This is a genomic window from Reyranella sp. (assembly GCF_044224635.1).
In the GTDB taxonomy this organism is placed as follows: Bacteria; Pseudomonadota; Alphaproteobacteria; order Reyranellales; family Reyranellaceae; genus Reyranella.
The window spans coordinates 79,706-102,060 of the sequence record NZ_JBGAKA010000012.1 but is presented as its reverse complement, the minus strand read 5'-3'; the positions used below and the strand labels follow the sequence as shown (position 1 = coordinate 102,060).

The window sequence follows — 22,355 nt, the reverse complement described above, 5'->3', positions numbered from 1 at the left end:
GGCTGGTGTTTGCTGCGAGCATGAGCGTTTCAGCAGTCCAGGCGACGGATATGGCAGTCAGGATGACCATGGCGTCGGCCATGGGCGTTGCCGCCAACGACGTCAAATGCCCGGACTGCGACCACGGCAGCCGCGACATGAAGGCAATGGACTGCCGCCTTGCCCTCTGCGGCACTTCAGGCGTTGCGACCCTGGCGTTGACACCTGTCGTCGCCGTCCGGATCGACGGGCTCGACTTGCCGGTTCAGGCCCAGCCGCTGCTCGTCGGCTGGGCGCATGCGCCTGATCCTTACCCACCCAGACCCAGCACTCTCGGCTGAACCTGGTCGCCGCAGCGCGGCTGACCAGGCAAGTGGTGCGTGCACGTGCACGATGGCGGCTGGCTGAGTTCGTTCAGATTCTCCGTTGTCTGGCGCCACGGTGCACCTCCATCGACGATGGTTGCGGAGGGATCGAGCTGTGGGTACCGATCATATCGGATTGTTGAAGCGGCGCGCGTTGCTCTCGGCGAGCGCCGGGGCGGCCTTGCTGGGCGTGGTGCGCCCGGGCCCGGCGCGGGCGAACCAAAGCCATCGGATCGTCGCCGCTCCGGGGCAGGCGTCGCTGACCGGGCCGCGGCGGCGCGCGACCGACGTCTGGGCCTACGGCGGCAGCGTGCCGGGGCCTACGCTGCACCTCCGCCAGGGTGAGCCGGCCTCGATCGTCGTCGAGAACCGCCTCGACGATGACACCACGGTTCACTGGCACGGCATCCGATTGCCGATCGGCATGGACGGCGTGCCCGGCATCTCACAGCCGCCGATCCGCCCCGGCGAGAGCTTCGTCTACGAGTTCACGCCACCCGACGCCGGCACCTTCTGGTACCACCCGCACGCCAACGCGCTGCAGCAGCTCGGTCGGGGATTGGCCGGCGCGCTGATCGTCGAGGAACGCTCGCCAGTGGCCGTCGACCGCGAACTCCTCTGGACGATCATGGACTGGCGGCTCAAGTCCGATGGGCAGATCGCCGCCGGATTCGGCAACCGGATGGAAGCGGCCATGGCCGGGCGCATCGGCAACACCGTCACCATCAACGGTGTCGTACCGCCCGATGAACGGGTTCGCGCGGGCGAACGCGTGCGCCTCCGCCTGCTCAATGCCGCGCTCGCGCGTATCATGGCGCTGCGTTTCGAAGGTCACCGCCCGGTCGTCGTGGCCGTCGACGGCCAGCCTTGCGATCCGCATGAACCGAAGGACGGCCGCCTGCTGCTCGGGCCGGCGATGCGAATCGACATCGTGCTCGACATGCAGGGCGACCCTGGCCGGCGCTACCGCGTGGTCGACGATTACGACGAGGACCTCGAGTACTCGTTGGTCCATCTCGCCTACGACGCGGCGGCGCCAGTGCGCCCGCATCCTCTCGAAGCGCCGATCCGTCTGCCGCGCAATCCGCTGCCCGAGCCCGATCTCGGGGCCGCGGAGCGTCGCGAGCTCGTGCTGCAGGGTGGCATGATGGGCGGCGGCGGAATGATGGGGATGGGCCGCGCCGCCTGGGCGATCAACGGCGCCTCGATGACCGGCGACGGGCATGCCGGCATGCCGCCGCTGACGACGCTCATGTTGGGCCGCAGCTACGTGCTCGGCCTGCGCAACGACACCGCATGGCCGCATCCCATCCACCTGCACGGACACAGCTTCCGCGTGCTCAGCCGCAATGGGGTGCCCGTTCCCTTCAATCAATGGGCCGACACCGTGTTCGTCGAGCCCAGGCAAACCGTCGACGTGGCGTTCGTCGCCGACAACCCCGGCGACTGGATGGTGCATTGCCACGTCACCGACCACCAGACGGCCGGCCTGATGGCGGTCCTGCGCGTCGGCAAGGGGGGAAAAGGATGATGGGAGGAACGTATATGCGGCTGGCCTCGTCTTCCCTTGTCGCCTTCCTCGCCGCCGTGAGCCTGGCCCAGGCGGCCGACGGCGACACCAAGCGCGGCGCGCAGCTTTATCGGAGCTGCGTCGCCTGCCATTCGCTCGAACCGGGCGTCCACCTGAGCGGACCGAGCCTGGCGGGGCTGTGGGACAGGCCGGCCGGGAAGACCACGGGCTTCGCGCGCTACTCGAAGGGGCTGAAATCGGCCGACTTCACGTGGACCGCCGAAATGCTCTTCGCCTGGGTCGCCGATCCGCAGGTCGTGGTGCCGGACACCTACATGAGTTTCCGCGGCATCGAGGACGAGCAGCAACGCGCCGACATCGTCGCCTTCCTGAAGCTCGCCATGGCGCCGGAACGCGACAAGCGAGTCGTTGAGCAGGGTCTCCTGCCGGCCGCCTTTGCCCGCGGACCACGATCCCGGCCCCTTGCATCGGCGCCCGACCAAGCCCGCGTAACGGCCGTCCGCCACTGCGGCGACAGCTATTTCATCTCCACGGCCGACGGCGCCACCACGCCGTTTTGGGAGATGAATGTGCGCCTGAAACTCGACACGCGCGCCACCGGCCCGGCGCCGGGCAAGCCGGTCGTCACCGGCGCCGGCATGCAGGGCGACCGCGTCTCGGTGATCTTCGCCAGCGTCGAGGAGATCAAACGATTCGTCGAGGAAGAATGCTGAACGGAATGAGGCACCCAGGGAAAGGAACCCAGTCCATGCGTCGTATTCTGCTTCTTGCTCTCGCCTCCATCCTGATGACCGGCGCCGCCGCGGTACGTGCCGAGGAGACCCGCAAGGCGATCCTGTACAAGAACCCGCAATGTGGCTGCTGCGAAGGCTATGCCGGCTATCTGCGCGGCAATGGCTTCGAAGTCGCCGTCAAGCCGACCCACGACCACGCCACGATCAGCAAGAATGCGGGCGTGCCGGAGCGGCTTCAAGGCTGCCATTCGATGTTCATCGACGGTTACGTGATCGACGGTCACGTCCCGGTCGACATCGTGCTTCGGCTGCTGGCGGAGCGCCCGCAGATCGCGGGCATCACGTTGCCCGGCATGCCGGCCGGCTCGCCTGGTATGGTGGGCACGAAGACCGTCCCGTTCGTCGTCTACGCCCTGCCCAAGGGCGGCGGCGCGCCGACCGTCTACGCGAAGGAATGATCGAGCGACGAACCATCGATGGAGCCATGTGCAATGCCCCAGATAGCCGATGTCGCCATGAGGGCCGTGCTCCTGCCGCTGTTGCTGGCTGCACTGCCAGCGGCTGCAGCCACTGCCGAGCCGAACTTCGCCCTCGTCGATCCGCCTAAGGCGCTGCCCGACGTCAGGTTCATGGATGGCGAGGGCCGCAACGCCGCGCTCACGGATTTCCGCGGCAAGGTCGTGCTACTCAATGTCTGGGCGACATGGTGCCTGCCCTGCCGCAGGGAAATGCCGACCTTCGATCGGCTGCAGGGCGCGCTCGGCGGTGCGGACTTCCAGGTCATCGCCCTGTCGGCCGACCGGAAGGGACTGGACGTCATGCGCAAGTTCTACGGCGAGATCGGCATCAAGAACCTCGCCATGCACATCGACAGCAGCGGCAAGGCGGCGCGCGAACTCGGCGCCGTCGGCGTGCCGACCACGTTGCTGATCGACCGCGCGGGCCGCGAGATCGGTCGGCTCGTCGGCCCCGCCGAATGGGATACGCCGGAGATGATCGCCTTCATCCGCCGGCGCATCGACCAGCAGCACGACAGACCGTAACGGACCGACAACTGGAGGAAAGATCATGCCACTCAGGATCAACGACGAAGCGCCCGACTTCACGGCCGAGACGACGCACGGCCGGATCACCTTCCACGACTGGATCGGCGAAGGCTGGGCGATCCTGTTCTCGCATCCCAAGGACTTCACGCCGGTATGCACGACCGAGCTGGGCTACATGGCGGGCCTGAAGAGGGAATTCGACAAGCGCAACTGCAAGATCGTCGGACTGAGTGTCGATCCCGTCGACGACCACAGCAGATGGGCGAAGGACATCGAGGAGACCCAGGGCCACGCTGTGAACTACCCGATGATTGGCGATCCCGAACTGAAGGTCGCCAAGCTCTACGACATGCTGCCGGCGGAGGCCGGCGCGACGTCACAGGGCCGCACGCCGGCCCAGAATGCGACCGTGCGCACGGTGTTCCTGGTCGGCCCCGACAAGAAGATCAGGATGTCGCTGACCTATCCGATGAGCACCGGCCGCAACTTCGACGAGGTGCTGCGGGTGCTGGACTCGATCCAGCTGACGGCGAAGCACCAGGTGGCGACACCGGTGAACTGGAAGCCGGGTGAGGACGTGATCATCGTTCCCACGGTTTCCGACGAGGACGCCCGGAAGAAGTTCCCCGGCGGATGGAAGGCACCCAAGCCATATCTGCGGATCGTGCCGCAGCCGCGCGCATGACGGCTGCGAATCCCGAAAGGAGTCCCGCCCATGACTGAGTCGAATCCCACCCGCAATCCCGACACCTCGCTGACCCGCGACATACTCGACATCGCGCGTCACTACCTTGGCGGCCGACGGGGCATCATTGTCGTCGGCGTCGTCGCCGTGGCCGCCGGCCTGGCCTTCAACTGGAGCTGGCTGGTGGCGGCCGGCATCCTGCCGGTGCTGCTGACGGCGCTGCCCTGCGTGGCCATGTGCGCGCTGGGCCTCTGCATGCACCGCATGGGCGGACGTTCCTGTTCGACGGACACGTCCGCACCACCGACATCACGAGGCAGCGGGGCGGACGAGACGCCGGTCCCGGCGCGTGAAATCCCGCCCGTCATCTCGACCGCAAGCGGCGCCAGCGATCCGCAGACCGCTTTCGTCGAGGCGGCGATGGTGGGCGGGCGACTGAAATCCAACAGGAAAGGAGACTGACCGATGCGTAGATCCATGTTTGCCGTGGCCGTGGCGCTCTCCGTGCCGTCGGCGCTTCAGGCGCACGATGACACCACGAGTCCCCGCAAGGAGGGAGGCTCCATGATGGGCGGCTCGGGGATGATGAACATGATGGGGCAGATGGGCGAAATGATGGACCACTGCAACCGCATGATGCAGGGCGCCTCCGGCAAGCCCAACGAGCAATGGCGCAACAGCACCCAGCCGTCGGGCGACCAGACAAAAGAGAAGCAATAGTGCGGCATCGATCCGCCGCGCCAACCGCGCGGCGGATCCTGTCTCCACATGCCAGGAGTGAAAATGCGCTCGATCATCGGCTGGATCCTCGTCTTCGTCACGGCGGCGGTGCTCACAGCGACCGCGCGCTTCTTCGCTCGAAGAACTTCAGGCGAAGCTTCTTCAAGACGAGAAATATTTCCAGCCCGTCGACAAGCCGGCGCCGGAGTTCACGTTGCAGGACGTGGGCGGGAAGGTCTACCGGCTCGCCGATTTCCGCGGCAAGGTCGTCATCCTGAATTTCATCTACGCCGGCTGCCCCGACGTCTGCCCGCTGCACGCCGACCGGATCGCCGAGATCCAGGCGATGGTCAATCGCACGCCGATGAAGGGCATGGTCCAGTTCATCAGCGTCTCCACCGATCCCGAGCACGACACGCCCGAAATCCTGCGCCCCAATGGGTCGGCACATGGATTGGACGACGCCAACTGGGTGTTCCTGACGACGATGCCGGGTCAGCCGCCCGATCTGACCAGGAAACTCGTAGAGGCATATGGCCACAAATTCACCCGGGCCGAAAGCGGGCAGCTCACGCACGGCGTCGTCACCCACGTGATCGACAAGGAAGGGCGGTGGCGGGCGAACTTCCACGGTCTGGAGTTCGCATCCGTCAACCTGACGCTTTTGGTCAACGCCCTGACCAATGACATCGAGCGCTCGCACCATCAGGCAAGAAAAGGCCTGTGGGAAAGGCTCCGCGAATTCTTCTGACGCCGGGAGAGACGACATGAATGCAGATTCTCGCAACGTCCTTTCACGGCGACGATCGTGGCTCGTGCCGCCGCTGCTCATAGTGGGCGCCGTCATCGCGTGGTTTGCGTTGGATCCGGGATTCCGTGGCGTCGGTTCGAACGCGACGACCGAGATGGCGTCCGACGCATTCGAGCAGCGGGTGCGCGACTATTTGCTCAAGCACCCCGAAGTGATCATGGAAGCCGTCCAGCGCCTTGAGACGCGCCGGCGGGCTGCGGAAGACGGCGAGGCGCAGGCAGTGCTGAAGTCGCGGGCCGACGAGGTGTTCCGCGACCCGGCCAGCCCAGTCGGCGGCAATCCGGCCGGCGATGTCACGATGGTCGAGTTCTTCGACTACAACTGCCCCTATTGTCGCAAGGTCGCGAGCGCCGTGCAGGAAACGGTGACCGGCGACGCCAAGCTACGCGTCGTCTACATGGAGTTCCCGATCCTCGGCCCGAATTCGGTGTTTGCCGCCAAGGCCGCGCTGGCGGCCCATCGGCAGGGCCGTTATATCGCCTTCCACGAGGCGCTCATGCAGGCGCGCGGCGCGGCCGACGAAGCGGGCGTCCTTCGCATCGCAGCCGAGGTCGGACTGGACGTGACCCGCCTCAAGGCCGACATGGCGGATGCCGAGATCCAGTCGGCGATCGATCGCAACCTGAAGCTGGCCCAGGCACTGCGCATTGCCGGCACACCGGGCTTTGTGATCGGAGAGCACATTCTACGCGGTGCGACCGATGCAGCGACGTTGCGGAGCCTCGTCGACAAGGCACGCGCCGAACCGCCGCTATGATCCAGATCTCCGACATCGGGGTGCCGACCGCGTTCGCGGCGGGGGTCATCTCGTTCCTGTCGCCCTGTGTCCTGCCGCTCGTTCCAGGCTACCTCTCCTACGTTGCCGGCTCGTCGGTCGACGCCTCGCCCAATGGTGTCATGGCGCGACGATGGCCGGCAGTGGGCCTGAGCATGTGCTTCGTGCTCGGTTTCTCGACCGTATTCCTCATCCTGGGTGCCAGCGCGACCGCGCTCGGCCAGCTCCTCCTTTCTTACCGGCAAGAACTGAACGTCGTCAGCGGTTCGATCGTCGTCTTCTTCGGGCTCTTCATGCTCGGCCTGGCGAACTTCCCCCGGCTGCAGCGGGAGTTCCGCGTGCACCCCGCCGTTGCCGGCGGCAAACCGGCTTCCGCCTACGTGCTCGGCCTCGCCTTTGCCTTCGGATGGACGCCGTGCATCGGGCCGATATTGGGCGCCGTGCTGACGGTTAGCGCTGCATCGGCGACAGTCGCGGGCGGTGTCTCGTTGCTCGCTGTCTACTCTCTTGGCCTTGGTGTGCCCTTCGTCCTGGCAGCACTGTTCACCGATGAACTGGCCGCACGGCTCAAGGCGATGGGCCGGCTTGGGCGCGTCCTGCAGATCCTGGCAGGCGGCCTCATGGTGCTTATGGGAATCGCGATGATCACCGGCCAGCTCACGGTCATCGCTTATTGGCTGCTCGATGTCTTTCCGATACTTGCTAACATCGGCTAGCCGACAGTCGGAGGGCTCGGTACGGGTGTTGCGTTGTGGCGTGGTCCGAGTAGGACGCGGTCAAATTGCGCTTCTCGCTGGCGGCCGAACGCGAGCCGCCGCCTTTCAGTGGCGCGGGGGTGACGGCAATGTCGACACTGGTGGCGAGCAGCGATCTCGATTGGGGGTGGATCGGGTGTCGCCACAAGTGAGCGCGGAAAGTGTGAGCCTGGATTGAAACATGGCCGTTCGCAGTCGGCCCTTCATGCAACGAGGATGGTCGATGAAAACTGGATGGTGCGCGACGGCGTGCCGGGTTGTGACGCGCAGTCCGCTGGCAACACTCTCGACCGAAGCCTCGGCAAGCTCGGCCTCGATCTCCGAGACCAGCCGCGCATTGCGCGCCAGGCCGAACAGATAGTCGACGCCGTGGGCCTCGCACCACGCCATCAGGGCTTCGCGAGCGAAGCCGGAATCGGCCCGCAGGACGATCCGCACCCCGGGCCAGCGGGCACGGATCTGGCCGACGATCCGCTCGACCTCCTCGCGCGCCCCGGCCGAGCCGTCGATATTGGCCGGCCTCAGCTTCGCCGCCACAAGATGGCGGCCACAGAACACGTACAGCGGCAGGTAGCAGTAGCCGCCATAGTAGCCGTGGAAGAACCGGCCCTCCTGCTCGCCGTGCACCGGGTCGTCCGTAGCGTCGAGATCCAGCACGATCTCCGACGGCGCTGTCGCATGGGCCTCCAGGAACAGCTCGACGAACAGCCGCTCGATCGCCGCACCGTCATGACCAATCTTGTGGTACCGCGAAGGCTCTGCCCGGCTCAGCTCCAGCCGGTTCAGCGTGCTCTTGCCTGCCAGCGCCGCGCAGCTCGACCGCCGGGCTTCGAGCTTGCCGCCCAGCGCCGCCAACACCGGGTCATGGCGGAGCTGATCGTGGTCGACAAGGTCCTCGTAGCCCAGCGCAATGCCGTAGACCCGTTGACCGACCAGCGTCGCAATCTCATGCTCGATCAGCGCCGGATCACGGTGGTCGGCAAAGCAGCTCGCAAACCGATCGATCAACCCGATCGCTCGAGCCGTCCGACCCAGCAGCAGCGCCCCCGCGTCCGACGTCATCCGACCGCCGTCGAATGACGCCTCAACTCGCCGCCTTTCCACAGCTTCAAATCCAAACAGGTCCGCAATACACTCTGTCGGCATCGGGGCTCTTTCCTCTTCCGCTGAAAGTCGTTCTCGCAAAACAACTTTCTCAGAGGCCGGACTCCGATGCACCTCTTACCCGTGAGAGTTCCGGGCTAGCGGTCGGAGCGCGATCGAGCGGCAAAGAATCTGCGAGTGGTGCGCGAATAGATGGCCCAACAGTCGATCGACGTTCGGTAAACCTGTCGTCAGGCAATGGCCCTTTTGAGGCCGCGTATCTTAGCAGGACCCGAGCGTGCGGATCTCCATCTTGGCAGGACATTTGATGTCGAGGCCGAATACGTTGACGCAGACTGTTATGTCCATCGAGCAAATCGCTTGCAGCGGGGCAGGCCATACGTTGCCTGTGGCCGACGCCCTCGTGGTGTCTTCGGACCACGCCCGATTGCCTGTGATGATGCTCCGTCAGTCCGATGGAAAAATGCGCCGCGCCGGTTCGAGCGCTGCACGACCGCAGCCAATCCACCCCGTCGCTGAGCGCGGAGGACTGCACGGCGCACCGGGACTCTCGGCTGTCGGGGAACGGCGCATGACCGCGAAGAGAAGAAGGACGTTCCGTGCTATAGAGGAGAGACGACGATGGTCAAGAAGATCAGAGTCATCCCACCATCCCACCGATTAGGACGGCTCCTCTAATCAGGCTCGACTAGGAGACCGTGGGGAACAATCCCGGTGGCGGCACCTCGGAGCCTGGTGCGACGATCCAAACGATCGTTGCCACGGAAGGGAGTCTGCCATGGAATTGTATGCTGGACTGGACGTCGGCCTGCAAGAAACTAGGGCTGAAACCCAATAAATTGGTTGCGATTAGAATCGGTTGTTGATTCTCTGCTGTCAAACGGAGCAGCAGATGCGTAGCAACCTATTCTGGCTCGACGACGATCAGTGGCGGCGGATCGAACCACACTTGCCGACCGACGTACGGGGCAAGGAGCGAGCGGATGATCGACGTGTCATCAGCGGTATCCTGCATGTGCTGCGAAGTGGCTGTCGCTGGAAGGATTGTCCGCCGGAGTACGGCCCGCATACGACGATCTACAATCGCTTCACGCGCTGGGCTCGGCGAGGCGTCTGGGAGAATTTGTTTCGCGAACTTGCGGGGCGCGGTCGATCAACCGCCACCCAGATGATCGACTCGACGCACATCAAGACGCATCGCTCTGCTGCGGGCGCAAAAGGGGGGAGCAGACACAGGCGATCGGTCGCTCTCGTGGAGGGCGCAACACGAAGATCCATGCACTCGCAGATGCTAAAGGCCGCCTTCTTTCCATCCTCCTGACCGGCGGCCAAGCGCACGACTGTCCACCAGCTCAGCGCCTGATCCGACGCACAAAGGCCGCCAAGAAGCTGCTCGCCGACAAGGCCTATGACAGCGCCGAGTTGCGGCAATGGCTGACCGAGCGCGGCACCAAGCCGGTCATCCCCAATACCTCAAACCGCAAACAGCCCTTCAGCTTCAGTAAAAAGACCTACAGGCAGCGACATCTCATCGAGAATGCCTTCTGCCGCCTCAAAGACTTCCGACGCGTCTTCACCCGATACGACAGACTCGCTCGAAACTTCCTCGCCTCCGTCTGCCTCGCTGCTGCTATCGTATGGTGGATTTAATGAGTCTCAGCCCTAGTCTTTGCGTTGTGGACCAGGACGGCAAGAACGTCCGCGAACCGAAGGTTCCGACCGAACCGGAAGCGATCCGCTCGGCACTGGCGGGCTTCGCCGATGACCTGCAGCGGATAGGCTTGTAAGCGTCGTCGATTGGACTTTGGCTCTATCGTGAGCTGCACCCGGCCGGTCTTCCGGTGATCGTCGTGGAAGCGCGACATATGCATGTGTCTCTGTCGGCCATGCGCAACAAGACCGACCGTAACGATGCCCGCGGCATTGCTCAGATGATGCGGCTGGGTTGGTTCCGGGCGGTGCATGTCAAGAACATCGAGGCGCAGAGGCTGCGCACGCTGCTGTCCAACCGCAAGCTGTTGAAGCGCAAGCTCATCGACATGGAGAATCACATTCGAGGAGCGCTCAGGACCTATGGATTGTTGATCGGCCCGGTCGGTCGAGCGGGCTTCGAAGCGCGGGTGCGCGAGCTGGTCGAGCGTACCGACATCGTCTTTACGACAATGATCGAGACCATGCTGGACGTGCGCCGGGCCGTCTGGGAGGGCTTCAATCGACTGCACAAGATCCTTCTGCGGGTCGTGCAACATGATGTCGTTTGTCGACGTCTCATGACCGTGCCGGGCGTTGGTCCCGTTACCGCGCTGTCGTTCAAGGTTGGCGTCGATGATCCGCTGCGCTTCACCAGATCACGAACGGTTGGGGCGCACTTCGGTTTGACGCCCAGGCGACATCAATCCGGTACATCCATCGACTTCGAAGGGCACATAACCAAGCAGGGTGATGGTACTGTCCGCGAAGCTCTCTGCGAGGCCGCTGCAAGCTTGCTGCTGCGGGTGAAGCGCTACTCTGCCTTGCGGGCCTGGGGGCTCCGGGTCGCAAAGCGGACGAGCATGCTTTGCGCGATCGTGGCCGTCGCTCGCAAGCTGGCGGGCATCCTGCACCGTATGTGGATCGACGGCACGGAGTTCCAAGTGGGCTTCGGTGCGAAGGTGATCGAGAAGGTCAAGTTGAAGCCGGCGTAGCGATGTCGTGTCGGGCATGGCCGGTCATCTTGTAGTTGGAGTTGCCGAGAACTTGCACGAGAGGAGATGAGATCGAGACCCGCGCGCGCGGTGAGTGTCCCCTGGCGGGGCCGCGAAACAGGGAATGTCCGCTATCTTGCCGGCTGCCATCCCTCGAGGATGAGAGCGCTATGACTGCTTGGACCACCTTGTTACGACTGTTGAAGAGCATGCGACGGCCCTGTGCTGATCGCGAAGGAACGCATGGACCCCGCCTGGAGATTGCAAACCGCATGCGTGTTGACGGACGGACTCTGGCCGCTGTTCACGCAGTGAGAAAGGTAGGTGACGATGGAAGGTAGATCGAAGAAAAGCGAACGAGCATCTTGACTTGAGTGGCCTGATTAGGACTGCGGCCCGTAATCGGTGTGCACCGTATGGCACCGGCGAAAGGCAATTGTCGGGTGCGCCTGCTGTTAACGTCGCTGCGGTGAAGCAGCAACGCAGGAGGCGAGCGATGGAATTCTTCTCGGGTCTCGATGTGTCTATGGAGCGGACAGCGATCTGCGTGGTCGACGACAAGGGCGAGGTGCAGATGCAGACGGAGGTGGTGACCGATCCGGACGCGATCGCGGCAGCCCTCAAGCCGTTCTTGCCGCGGCTACGGCGCGCGGGTCATGAGGCCGGATCGCTGTCGCCCTGGCTGCAGCCCGAGCTCGTCAAGCGCGGTCTGCCGGCGGTCTGTCTGGAGACCGGGCACGTGCGCGCGGCCATGTCAGCGCAGCGCAACAAGACCGATGCGACGGATGCGTTGGCGTTGGCGCATATCGTGCGAACCGGCTGGTTCCGGCAGGCCCATATCAAGGCGGAGAGCTGCTACCGGCTGCGGCTTCTGCTGACGCAACGGCGCAATCTCAAACGCAAGGTGTTGGATCTCGAGAACACCATCCGGCACTCGCTGAAGGCCTTCGGCATCCGCATCAAGGGCACAGGGCGCACTGGCTTCGACGCGGCGGTGCGCGAGGCGGTGGCCGACGATGCGCTGACCAGCGAACTGATGGACGCCATGCTGGCGGCACGGGCGATGCTGTGGAAGCAATACCGCCGGCTGCACGACTTGGTGGTGAAGTTCGTCGCGCGGCACGAGCTCTGTCGGCGCTTCATGGCGATCCCAGGCGTGGGTCCGGTGACGGCGTTGAGCTTCGTGACGGCGATCGACGATCCGTCGCGCTTCCGTCGCTCACGTGACGTGGCGGCGTACTTCGGGCTGACCTCGCGACGCTGGCAATCCGGCACATCGATCGACGTCCAGGGTCGCATCAGCAAGGCCGGCGATGGGGATGTTCGGCGAGCGTTGTACGAGGCGGCGTCGGCATTGATGACGCGCTTCAAGGGTCGCGACAAGGTGCAGACGTGGGGCTTGGCGCTGGCCAGGCGCAGCTGCCACCGCAAGGCGACGGTGGCCGTGGCGCGCAAGCTGGCCGTGATCATGCACGCCATGTGGACGGATGGAACCTGCTACGTTGGCGATGCGGCGGCCAGCACCAGCGAAAACCAAGCACGCGCCGCCCGGAAGGATGGCAAGCTGCTGGGAGCCCAAGCATGAGCGCGCGACCGGGACCTTTGATGCTGCGGTCCGTCATCCCGACGGCCGCCAACTGAACAATGGAGCTCCGCTGCGGCGGATGAGGACTGGTGCAGACCAAGGACGACGGGACGCACGTTATCTTATGGGATGGCCTGCCCCTGACGCTCCAAGATAGGTTTTCAGGGTTCACAAGCGTGGGAAAGGATGAGCTATGGAGGCCAAGGTAATCGGAATTGATCTCGGCAAGAACGTCTGCAGCTTGGTTGCGCTCGATGCGGCCGGACAGGTCGTCCTTCGTCGTCGTATGCGTCCTGGTTCGCTCGCGGCCTTTCTCCAAAGACTGCCCGCGTGCGTTATTGGCATGGAGGCATGCTGTGGAGCACATCATCTGGGACGGCAGATGGTGGCGTTAGGTCATGACGTGCGCTTAATGCCTCCAGAATACGTCAAAGCGTATGTCAAATCGCAAAAGAATGACGACCGAGACGCGGAGGGCATCGCTGAAGCAGCGACGCGGCCTACTATGAGATTTGTTCCTTTGAAGACGGAAGAGCAACTCGATGTCCAGTCCCTGCACCGCAGCCGTGCTCGGCTGGTTGCCGCACGAACTGCATTGATCAATCAGCTCCGGGCTCTGCTTCTCGAGCGCGGTGTGACCATCGCGAAAGGTCGCACCAAGCTTGAAGTATGGTTGCGAACGGAGCTTCCGAACATCGTCGCGGTGTCGGCCCGAATGCAGCGATTCGTCGGGGATCTGGTAGCCGAGATGCGTGAACTCGACGCACGTATCGGCGCCTTCGACCGCGAATTTAAGGCAATGACCAGGTCGGATGAGGCCACGCAGCGTCTCCAATCCATTCCTGGAATCGGTGTGCTGAACGGTACGGCAATTGTTGCCGCCGTGGGCGATGCGGCGGCTTTTGAACGCGGGCGAGACTTCGCTGCATGGCTCGGGCTTGCGCCGCGTCAAGTAACGACAGGTGGCAATCCCCGGTTAGTTGGAATCACAAAGCGAGGAAACCGCTATTTGCGCGTGCTGCTTATCCACGGCGCCCGCTCGGCGCTGCCAGGTTTGGCAGCGAGCAGCACACTGCTGGGAGCATGGTTGCGCGGTCTCCTTGCAAGAGCAAAGCGTAATGTCGTTGTCGTCGCCCTGGCCAATAAGTTGGCTCGAATTGTCTGGGCCGTGCTGGCGCGCGGCAGACCGTTTGCTGCCGACCCTGTCGCGGCATGACGAATCTCTAGCGGTCGGGGCGGTTATGTAAAGACGATCGAGCTGCAAAGGATCTGCGAGTGGTACGCGAATAGATGGCCCAACAGTCGATCGACGTTCGGCAAACCTGTCGTCAGGCAATGGCCCTTTCGAGGCCGTGTATCTTAGCAGGAACCGAGCGTGCGAATCTCCATCTTGGCAGGACATTTGATGTCGAGGCCGAATACGTTGACGCAGACTGTTACATCCATCTCAGCAAACCTCTTGCAGCGGGGCAGGCCATACGTTGCCTGTGGCCGCACAGCTTGCGGTGTCGGACCACGCTCGACTGCCTGTGATGATGCCCCGTCAATCCGATGGAAAAATGCGCCGCGACGGTTCGAGCGCTGCACGACCGCAGCCATCCCACCCCGTCGCTGAGCGCGGAGGACTGCACGGCGCACCGGAACTCTCAACCGTCGTGGAACGGCGCATTGCCGCGAAGCGAAGAAGGACGTTGCGTGCTATAGAGGAGAGACGACGATGGCGAAGAAGATCAGACTCATCCCACCGATTAGGACGGCAAGATAAAGCGAGATTCCTCGCTCCCGGAACTTCGTTCCTAAGTGTTTGTCTGCACGTTGTTTTATCGCTCCGCTCATGATGACCTCGATAACCCGGCGAGGTGCGGTTGCGGCGCTTGAACCGGTTTTCCTTTTGATTCCAATGCAGCGAGCGCCGTCGCCGCGAGGTGCGTCCTTGTGAGCCTACGCTGGCGCAAGCTTTTCTACGCCATGGCCCGACGACCGCATGTAGCCTCTTGCCGGCCGTGCTCGCAGTTCCAATCGTCACTTCATGGCACGCGGCGACGACGACTTCCGCATCCGACCGGGTAAGGTCCGTGATCGCGGCGGCGCGCGGGCGCCAGTGCGTCGTATCCGTCGAGTGCGGCCTCGCGCCACGAGCTTTATCGGCGAAGTACATCAAGCAATCCGCCGCGCAGGCGGCGACCTCAACCGGCCGGGCGGGTCCGGCACGGCAAGTGGCCGGTTCAACGCGCGCGGCCGGGGCGCCTCCGTGGCGCTCGGCCTCAAGGGGCGCAGCGCCTGGAGCCGGGACGGGAGCGGCGCCCGCACCCGGGCGCGGCGGGTTGCCGCGAAGGCGCGCGTCGTGAAGCTCAACCCGCAACGCGGCGCGGCACGCGGGCGGCAGTTCGTCAGCGCCAAGGCGGTCGACGCGCACGTGCGCTATCTCCAGCGCGACGGCGTCACGAAGGACGGAGAGAAGGGCCAGCTCTATTCGGCCGAGCGCGACTTGGAGGACGGCCGCGCTTTTCTAGAGCGCGGCCGCGAGGACCGTCACCAGTTCCGCTTCATCGTGTCGGCCGAGGAAGGCGTCCAGCTGTCGGACCCGCGGGCGAGCACGCGCGATCTGATGAGGCAGATGGAAGCCGACCTTGGCACCCGGCTCGACTGGATCGCGGTCGATCACCACAACACCGGCCACCCGCACACCCACATCATCGTCCGCGGCGTGACCGACGACGGCAAGACCCTCAATATCGCCGGCGACTACATCGCCCACGGCATCCGCGAGCGGGCGAGTGAGGTCGTCACCCTGGAGCTGGGCCGGCAGACCGAGCAGGAAGTGTCGCGCAGCCTGGAACGGGAGGTCGACGCCGAGCGCTTCACCCGGCTCGACCGCATGCTGATTGCCGAGCAGCAGAGCCGCAGCGAGTTCGCCGACCTCCGCCCCGACAGGGACATGCTCGACACGATGCGGCAGAACCGGGCGCTGCTGATCCAGCGGGCGCGCAAGCTGGAGCGCATGCGGCTTGCCACAGAGGTCGAGGTCGGCCGCTGGACCGTCTCGCCCAGGGCTGAGCCCACCTTGCGGGAACTGGGCGAGCGCGGCGATATCATCAAGACCCTGCACCGGGCGCTGGAGCGGGAAGGCCTGGCCGACGCACGCCCCTTCACGAGCTACATGCTGCACCAGGAAGAAACGACCGAGCGCATCGTCGGCCGCGTGCTCGATAAGGGTCTGGGCGGCGACGAGATGGCCGATCGCGTGCGCCTGGTGATCGACGGCGCGGACGGGCGCGTCCATCATCTGGAGGTGGACGCCGGCCGCGCCGAGGAGATCGGCCGGGGCATGATCGTGACCGCCGGCTCCGGCCAAGCCGGCCCGCGCGCGGCGGACCGCAACATCGTGGAGGTGGCCGGCCAAGACGGCCTCTATCGCCCGTCAGTGCACCTGGAGCGGGCCAGGGCCGGCATCGGCCGCATCGGCGGCGATCCCGAGGCGTTCGTCCGTTCCCATGTGCGCCGGCTGGAGGCGTTGCGGCGCGCCGGGCATGCCGTACGGCTCGACGCCGATCACTGGCGCGTCCCGACTGATCTGGTCGAACGGGGGCAGGCCTATGACTTGGCGCGGCACCGCGGGAACATTCGGATCGGCATCCTGTCACCCACCGGCCTCGGTCACCAGATCGGCCATGAGGGTGCAACCTGGCTGGACCGCGAGCTTGCTTCCCGCGAGCGTACCGTCCTGGCGGATGAAGGGTTCGGCCGCGAGGTGAAGGCGGCCCTGGAGAAGCGCAAGCAGTCGCTGGTCGACATGGGCTATGCCACTGACCATGGCGATGGCCGTGTCATTGCACCGAAAGACCTGATCCGGCGGCTTGAGGTCATCGACATCGAACGCGCCGGCAGGGCACTTGCCGCGGAGCGTGGGCGGGACTGGCAGCCGGCCGTCCCCGGCAACTACGTCACTGGCCAGCTGGTCGGCTCGACGCAGCTTGCCAGCGGCCGGTTCGCCATGATCGATGATGGCCTGGGCTTCAGCCTCGTGCCGTGGCGGCCGGCGCTTGAGCAACAGCTCGGTCGACACATCTCCGGCGTCGCCATGCCCGGCGGTGACGTGGACTGGTCGTTCGGGCGGAAGCGCGGGCTGGGGTTGTGAGCCTTGATCTGCTTGCAGGCAGGAGGCCGGACCGGCGGCAGCCCGTCAAGGCCGCAGCCGCTTCGCGGTGGCGCGTGCCGCGCCAGCCTTGACCGCCTGTCGCCGGCCCGCCAGGGACTTGGCAAGCAGTTAAGGCGGAGTGGGGAGCGGTCCGCTCCTTTCTGATCCCAGTGGCTGGTCAAAGCGAGCGGCTCATGGTAGGTTACATGTAACCCAGATGGAGGAAGATCATGGCCCCGGCAGCGAAGCCCAAGCCCTCCCGTGTCAAGGTGCGGGAACATCGAAAGCGCTTACGCTCGCAAGGCTTGCGTCCGATCCAGATTTGGGTGCCGGACGTGCGGGCGCCGTCTTTCCGATCGCAAGCGCATCGCCAATCGCTCGCCGTCGCGAGAAGCGCCCGCGCCGCCGAAGATCAGGCGTTCATCGACGCGGTGTCGGACTGGGGCGATGAATGAGGCGTGGCGATATCTGGACCGTCGCAGGCGGCAAGGGCTATGCGGGCAAGCCGCGGCCCGTCGTCATCGTGCAGGATGACAGCTTCAACGCCACCGCTTCCGTCACCGTCTGCGCTTTCACCACGGACAAGACCGAAGCGCCGCTGTTCCGGCTGCCCGTGGAACCGAACGAGCGCAACGGCCTGCGCGCGGCCTGTCGCCTCATGGCGGACAAGATCACCACCGTCCCGAAGGGTAGAGTCGGCGCACAGATCGGCCGCCTGGACGAGGAGGACATCTTGCGGCTCAATCGGGCCATTGTCGTCTTCCTCGGGCTCGCCGTCTCTCCACGGACCAAGCAAGAGGCATAGGTCCATGAAGGAGCACCGCCTAGTGCCTGCCGACCTGACGCCGGCACCGCCGGGAGCCGTCCTGTCCTTGTTTCATTATCCCAGACTACGCGTCGGGCTGTGGCGTAGAGACGGACGATTGTCTCTGCCTGCCGCCTCCATGACTTTGGCGAAATGCCTCACTCTGCGCGTCCTCCTCGGCCTTCGGCATCTGAACAGCTCCGCCAGCTGCTCGGCGAGCCGTGGCCATTCCCGGGCCGTCCGCCCAAGCACGACCTTTCGAGCTGGACCGTCACCGACGACTGGCCGCAGGACGTTCCGGTCACCGAGGCCGAGATCGACGTCTTCGAACGCTGGTTCGGCGACCTGTTCGACGAGCTGTTCGGGCCACAATCATGATCTGATCAGGAGACACCTGCCATGACCGTGCCGCTGCGCGCCGCCCTCTACCTGCGCGTCTCGACGGCGCGGCAGGCCGAGCATGATGTCTCCATCCCCGACCAGAAGCGCCAGGGCGAGGCGTACTGCCAGTCTCGCGGCTATCGGTTGGTCGAGACCTTCGTGGAGCCGGGCGCATCGGCGATGAACGATCGCCGCCCCGAGTTCCAGCGGATGATCGAGGCGGGCACGTCGAAGCCCGCGCCCTTCGACATCGTCGTGGTCCACAGCTTCTCGCGCTTCTTCCGCGATCACTTCGAGCTCGAGTTCTACGTTCGCAAGCTGGCCAAGAACGGGGTGCGGCTCGTCTCCATCACCCAGGAGATGGGCGACGATCCCATGCACGTCATGATGCGGCAGATCATGGCGCTGTTCGACGAATATCAATCCAAGGAGAACGCCAAGCACGTCATCCGTGCCCTGAAGGAGAATGCCCGCCAGGGCTTCTGGAACGGGGCGCTGCCGCCCATCGGCTATCGCACCGTTGCCGCCGAGACACGCGGGGCGAAGGTCAAGAAGAAGCTGGAGATCGACCCACTGCACGCCGAGACGGTGCGGCTGGTCTACCGCCTTGCCCTTCAGGGCGACGGCACATCGGGCCAGATGGGCATCAAGAACATCGTTTCCTACCTCAACCGCAATCGCATCTTCACCCGCGACGGCGGACGCTGGGGGATCGCTCAGGTCCACCGCATCCTGACCCGCCTGACCTATGTGGGCGAGCATCACTTCAACAGGCGATCGAAGTCCAAAGAGTGGAAGCCGGCCAGCGAAGTAGTAACGGTTCCGGTGCCGCCGATCATCGATCGGCAGACGTTCGATGCGGTCCAGGCGCTGCTCAAGGCCCGCAACCCGAAGGTCATGCCCGCCCGCGTGATCAGCGGCCCGACCATGCTTACCGGGCTCATCCATTGCGCCAGGTGCGGCGGCGCCATGACCATCCGCACCGGCAAGAGCGGCCGCTATCGCTACTACGCGTGCTCGACCAGGGCGCGGCAGGGCCCGACCGGCTGCGGGGGCATGGCCATCCCGATGGAGAAACTGGACGACCTGGTCGCCAGCCATCTGAAGGACCGCTTGCTTCAGCCCAAGCGGCTGGAAACCATCCTTGCCGGCGTTCTCGACCGCAGGGAGGAGCGTGCCGATCGCCGCCGCGAGCATATTGCCGAATTGAACAAGCGGGCCACGGAGGCGGACCTGCGTCTCAAGCGCCTCTATGACGCCATCGAGACGGGAGTGGCCGGGCTCGACGATCCGGCGCTCAAGGATCGCATCGAGGCCCTGAAGGCCGTTCGCGATCAGGCGAAGACCGACGCCGCACGCGCGCAGGCCATGCTTCAGAACTCAGGCCAGCAGGCGGTGACGCCGCAGACGTTGCACAAGTTCGCCCGCACAGCGCGGGAGCGTATCCAGGTTGAAGGCGGCGGCTATCGCCGGGACCATCTGCGCGCGCTCGCCCAGCGTGTCGAGGTGGATATCGGCGAGGTCCGGATCATGGGATCGAAGTCCCGGCTGCTCCAGACCCTGGTGGCGCACGGCAGTGTAAATGCAGTGCCCACTCAAGGACTGAAATGGCGGAGAGGAAGGGATTCGAACCCTCGATACGGGTTATCCCCGTATAACGGTTTAGCAAACCGCCGCCTTCGACCGCTCGGCCACCTCTCCGCAGCCCGCTAAGACCCCGGCGGTCGTGTTTCACGACGGATGCGCGGCGTTTCTAGCCGGGGCAGCCCTGCGTGTCAAACATAGTGTCAATTTTCCATGGAAAATCAGGCCCTTGGCCGATCGGCCTGAACTGTGCCACGGTACCGGAATGAGCGCCTCGCCGAGTTCGATCGACATGCTGCAGCGCCTGGTGGCGTTCGACACCACTTCGCGCAATTCCAACCTGGAGTTGATCCACTGGATCGCCGACTATCTCGCGGAGCATGGCGTTGCGAGCACCCTTGTGCCGAACGCCGAGGGGACCAAGGCCAACCTGTTCGCCTCGATCGGGCCCAACTCCGAGGGCGGCATCGTCCTGTCGGGCCATACCGACGTCGTGCCTGTCGATGGCCAGCCCTGGACGTCCGATCCCTGGCAGCTGACGGCACGGGACGACGGCAACCTCTATGGCCGCGGCACCTGCGACATGAAGGGCTTCATCGCCGCCTGCCTCGCCAACCTGCCGGCCTTCCAGCGCGCCCGCCTCAAGGTGCCGATGCATTTCGCCTTCAGCTACGACGAGGAGATCGGCTGCCTCGGCGCCCACGCGCTTGCCGAGCGGCTGGTCGGCGAGGTGCCGCGTCCGCAAGCCGTGATCGTGGGCGAGCCCACCATGATGAGCGTGGTCAACGCCCAGAATGCCGGCGGCGGCCTCATCGCCACCTTCAAGGGCTTCGAGGCGCATTCCTCGATGACCCATCTCGGCGTCAGCGCCATCCATTTCGCCGGCGAGTTCATCCATTGGCTGAACGGGCTGCAGGTCGAGCTGGCGGCGCGCAAGCGCAGCGACATCGACACCGTGCCGGGCCACACCACGATCAATGTCGGCATCATCACCGGCGGCACCGCGGCCAACATCCTGGCGCGCGATTGCACGCTGAACTGGGGCTATCGCACCCTGCCCGGCGATGATCCGTGGGAGGTGCAGCGCCGCGCCGAGCGGTACATCGCGGAGCTGCTGCTGCCCAAGATGAAGGCGCGCCACCCGGAAGCGGACATCACGCTCAGGCGCCGCTCCTTCGTGCCGGGGCTGTTGCCGCAGGAGAACGAGGAAGCCGCGCGACTGGCGCTGCAGTGGACCGGCGGCAACCGGACCTACGCCGTGCCTTACGGCACCGAAGCCGGCATCTTCCGCCGCCACGGCATCCCGACGGTGATCTGCGGACCGGGCGACATCGCCCAGGCCCATCAGCCCAACGAGTTCGTCGCCCGCGCCCAGATGGATGCCTGCGACGCCTTCCTGGGGCGCCTGATCGGCTGGGCAGAGCGCCCGTGAGCGTGCTGGCGCATCGCCGCCGCTTCCTGAGGTTTCTCGCCGGCAGCCCCCTGCTCGCCGGCCCGATGGCGGTGCTGGCCCAGGAGCAGCGTCTGCCCGATCCCTCGATGTGGGCGCCGCGCACGCTCGACAAGCTGATCCGCACGCCCAACGAAGCGCTGAACGTCTTCGACTTCGAGCCGGTGATGAAGGAGAAGGTGCCGCCGGCCCATTTCGGCTACATGACCACCGGCACCGGCGACGAGGTGACCTTGCGCGCCAATCGCGAAGGCTTCCTGAAGTTCCAGCTGCTGCCGCGCCGCATGGTCGATGTCCAGAAGGTCGACCTCGGCATGGAGCTGTTCGGGCGCACCTGGCGCAGCCCTGTCGTGATCGCACCGACCGGCTCGAACCGCGCTTTCCATCCCGACGGCGAGCTCGCCGTGGCGCGCGCCGCGCGCCGCGGCGACCATCTCGAGATGCTGTCGACCGTGGCCACGACGTCGATCGAGGATGCCATCGAGGCGCGCGGCGCCCCGGTCTGGTTCCAGCTCTATCCCACCAACAACTGGGAGATCGCCAAGGCGCTGGCGACACGCGCCGAGCAGGCCGGCGCCGACACGATCGTCGTCACCACCGACGTGATCGCCTTCCAGATGTGGGAGACGTTCCGCCGGATGGCGCGCTCCGATTCCCGGTCGTGCGCCGAGTGCCATGGCCTCAGCGTGGCGGACTTCGTGCGGCGCAAGCCGAGCTTCGACGGCCTGAATCCGTCCGGCATCACCGGCACGCACGTCGACAACCTGACCTGGGGCTTCGTCAAGCGCCTGCGCGACACGGTCAAGACGCGGCTGGTGCTGAAAGGCCTGGTGACCGCCGAGGATGCCCTGTTCGCGATCGATGCCGGTGTCGACGCCATCGTTGTTTCCAACCACGGCGGCCGCTCGGAGGACAATGGCCGGTCGACCATCGACGCCCTGCCCGAGATCCTCGAAGCGGTCGACGGCCGCATTCCCGTGCTGATCGATTCGGGCTTCCGTCGCGGTACCGACATCGTCAAGGCGCTGGCCCTCGGCGCCCGCGCCGTATGCGTGGGCCGGCCTTACCTCTGGGGCCTCGGCGCGTTCGGGCAGGCCGGCGTGGAAAGGGTGCTGAATCTCCTCCACCAGGAGACTCGCAACGTCATGATGCAGCTCGGCGCGACATCGCTGAAGCAGCTCGTGCCCGCCATGGTGCGCCGGGCAACGTAGGTTTCATTTTCC

At 65.1% G+C, this 22,355-nt stretch carries 19 protein-coding genes, 1 tRNA gene and 5 pseudogenes; 22 read left to right on the top strand and 3 right to left on the bottom strand.

Annotated elements, in window-relative coordinates; translation table 11 throughout:
- Positions 1–50: 50 nt before the first annotated feature.
- From ACILR9_RS13550 to ACILR9_RS13500, 11 genes and pseudogenes are all read left to right on the top strand, one after another.
- Positions 51–320 carry a hypothetical protein gene (locus ACILR9_RS13550; RefSeq protein WP_395710458.1) on the top strand — a complete coding sequence of 90 codons (270 nt, stop codon included), beginning with the start codon at positions 51–53 and terminating at the stop codon, positions 318–320.
- A gap of 139 nt (positions 321–459) precedes the next feature.
- Positions 460–1,875 carry a multicopper oxidase family protein gene (locus ACILR9_RS13545; RefSeq protein WP_395710457.1) on the top strand — a complete coding sequence of 472 codons (1,416 nt, stop codon included), beginning with the start codon at positions 460–462 and terminating at the stop codon, positions 1,873–1,875.
- A 14-nt stretch (positions 1,876–1,889) separates the two neighbouring features.
- Positions 1,890–2,588, top strand: coding sequence for a c-type cytochrome (locus ACILR9_RS13540; RefSeq protein WP_395710456.1), 699 nt, complete (start codon positions 1,890–1,892; stop codon positions 2,586–2,588).
- 35 nt (positions 2,589–2,623) lie between these two features.
- Positions 2,624–3,067, top strand: coding sequence for a DUF411 domain-containing protein (locus ACILR9_RS13535; RefSeq protein WP_395710455.1), 444 nt, complete (start codon positions 2,624–2,626; stop codon positions 3,065–3,067).
- 33 nt (positions 3,068–3,100) lie between these two features.
- Positions 3,101–3,652 carry a TlpA family protein disulfide reductase gene (locus ACILR9_RS13530; protein WP_395710454.1) on the top strand — a complete coding sequence of 184 codons (552 nt, stop codon included), beginning with the start codon at positions 3,101–3,103 and terminating at the stop codon, positions 3,650–3,652.
- Positions 3,653–3,677: 25 nt separating this feature from the next.
- The gene (locus ACILR9_RS13525) at positions 3,678–4,340 is read left to right on the top strand and encodes a peroxiredoxin (protein ID WP_395710453.1); all 663 of its coding nucleotides are present in this window, start codon (positions 3,678–3,680) and stop codon (positions 4,338–4,340) included.
- Between the two features lie 30 nt (positions 4,341–4,370).
- Positions 4,371–4,802: a hypothetical protein gene (locus ACILR9_RS13520; RefSeq protein ID WP_395710452.1), complete on the top strand. Its 432-nt coding sequence runs from the start codon at positions 4,371–4,373 to the stop codon at positions 4,800–4,802.
- A 15-nt stretch (positions 4,803–4,817) separates the two neighbouring features.
- Entirely contained in the window at positions 4,818–5,060 is a 243-nt protein-coding gene (locus tag ACILR9_RS13515) for a hypothetical protein (RefSeq protein WP_395710451.1), read from the top strand.
- A 199-nt stretch (positions 5,061–5,259) separates the two neighbouring features.
- Positions 5,260–5,811: pseudogene (locus ACILR9_RS13510) on the top strand (SCO family protein); the annotation flags it as partial.
- Positions 5,812–5,875: 64 nt separating this feature from the next.
- Positions 5,876–6,628 (top strand): DsbA family protein, encoded by a 753-nt coding sequence (locus ACILR9_RS13505; protein ID WP_395710450.1) that lies wholly within the window; start codon positions 5,876–5,878, stop codon positions 6,626–6,628.
- On the top strand, positions 6,625–7,362 hold the full coding sequence (locus tag ACILR9_RS13500; RefSeq protein ID WP_395710449.1) for a cytochrome c biogenesis CcdA family protein: 738 nt from the start codon (positions 6,625–6,627) through the stop codon (positions 7,360–7,362). Before ACILR9_RS13505 ends, ACILR9_RS13500 begins: the two co-directional genes overlap by 4 nt.
- 312 nt (positions 7,363–7,674) lie before the next feature.
- Here the strand turns inward: ACILR9_RS13500 and ACILR9_RS13495 are convergent.
- Positions 7,675–8,547 (bottom strand): annotated as a pseudogene (locus tag ACILR9_RS13495) (IS1380 family transposase); the annotation flags it as partial.
- A gap of 850 nt (positions 8,548–9,397) precedes the next feature.
- On the opposite strand from ACILR9_RS13495, the pseudogene ACILR9_RS13490 reads away from it, so the two are divergent.
- The 9 genes and pseudogenes from ACILR9_RS13490 to ACILR9_RS13450 form a co-directional block, all read left to right on the top strand.
- Positions 9,398–10,089 (top strand): annotated as a pseudogene (locus ACILR9_RS13490) (IS5 family transposase); the annotation flags it as partial.
- A 53-nt stretch (positions 10,090–10,142) separates the two neighbouring features.
- Positions 10,143–11,189, top strand: a pseudogene (locus ACILR9_RS13485) (IS110 family transposase).
- 496 nt (positions 11,190–11,685) lie between these two features.
- Positions 11,686–12,774 carry an IS110 family transposase gene (locus ACILR9_RS13480; RefSeq protein WP_395710507.1) on the top strand — a complete coding sequence of 363 codons (1,089 nt, stop codon included), beginning with the start codon at positions 11,686–11,688 and terminating at the stop codon, positions 12,772–12,774.
- Between the two features lie 193 nt (positions 12,775–12,967).
- A complete protein-coding gene (locus tag ACILR9_RS13475; RefSeq protein WP_395710448.1) occupies positions 12,968–13,990 on the top strand; it encodes an IS110 family transposase in 1,023 nt (340 codons plus the stop codon).
- Positions 13,991–14,803: 813 nt separating this feature from the next.
- A complete protein-coding gene (locus ACILR9_RS13470; protein ID WP_395710447.1) occupies positions 14,804–16,912 on the top strand; it encodes a DUF3363 domain-containing protein in 2,109 nt (702 codons plus the stop codon).
- Between the two features lie 230 nt (positions 16,913–17,142).
- The gene (locus ACILR9_RS13465) at positions 17,143–17,367 is read left to right on the top strand and encodes an antitoxin MazE family protein (RefSeq protein ID WP_395710446.1); all 225 of its coding nucleotides are present in this window, start codon (positions 17,143–17,145) and stop codon (positions 17,365–17,367) included.
- Positions 17,364–17,717: a type II toxin-antitoxin system PemK/MazF family toxin gene (locus ACILR9_RS13460; RefSeq protein WP_395710445.1), complete on the top strand. Its 354-nt coding sequence runs from the start codon at positions 17,364–17,366 to the stop codon at positions 17,715–17,717. Before ACILR9_RS13465 ends, ACILR9_RS13460 begins: the two co-directional genes overlap by 4 nt.
- A gap of 153 nt (positions 17,718–17,870) precedes the next feature.
- Complete coding sequence (locus ACILR9_RS13455; protein WP_395710444.1) at positions 17,871–18,095, top strand: hypothetical protein; 225 nt, start codon at positions 17,871–17,873, stop codon at positions 18,093–18,095.
- 21 nt (positions 18,096–18,116) lie between these two features.
- Positions 18,117–19,142, top strand: a pseudogene (locus ACILR9_RS13450) (recombinase family protein); the annotation flags it as partial.
- A 336-nt stretch (positions 19,143–19,478) separates the two neighbouring features.
- Here the strand turns inward: ACILR9_RS13450 and ACILR9_RS13445 are convergent.
- Together ACILR9_RS13445 and ACILR9_RS13440 are read right to left on the bottom strand one after the other, a co-directional pair.
- Positions 19,479–19,670, bottom strand: coding sequence for a hypothetical protein (locus ACILR9_RS13445; RefSeq protein ID WP_395710443.1), 192 nt, complete (start codon positions 19,668–19,670; stop codon positions 19,479–19,481).
- Positions 19,671–19,706: 36 nt separating this feature from the next.
- Positions 19,707–19,799: transfer RNA gene (locus ACILR9_RS13440), tRNA-Ser, on the bottom strand.
- Positions 19,800–19,947: 148 nt separating this feature from the next.
- Here ACILR9_RS13440 and argE point away from each other — a divergent pair.
- Together argE and ACILR9_RS13430 are read left to right on the top strand one after the other, a co-directional pair.
- Positions 19,948–21,114, top strand: coding sequence for an acetylornithine deacetylase (gene argE / locus ACILR9_RS13435; protein WP_395710442.1), 1,167 nt, complete (start codon positions 19,948–19,950; stop codon positions 21,112–21,114).
- A complete protein-coding gene (locus ACILR9_RS13430; RefSeq protein ID WP_395710441.1) occupies positions 21,111–22,343 on the top strand; it encodes an alpha-hydroxy acid oxidase in 1,233 nt (410 codons plus the stop codon). The genes argE and ACILR9_RS13430 overlap by 4 nt, the downstream gene beginning before the upstream one ends.
- Positions 22,344–22,355 lie beyond the last annotated feature (12 nt).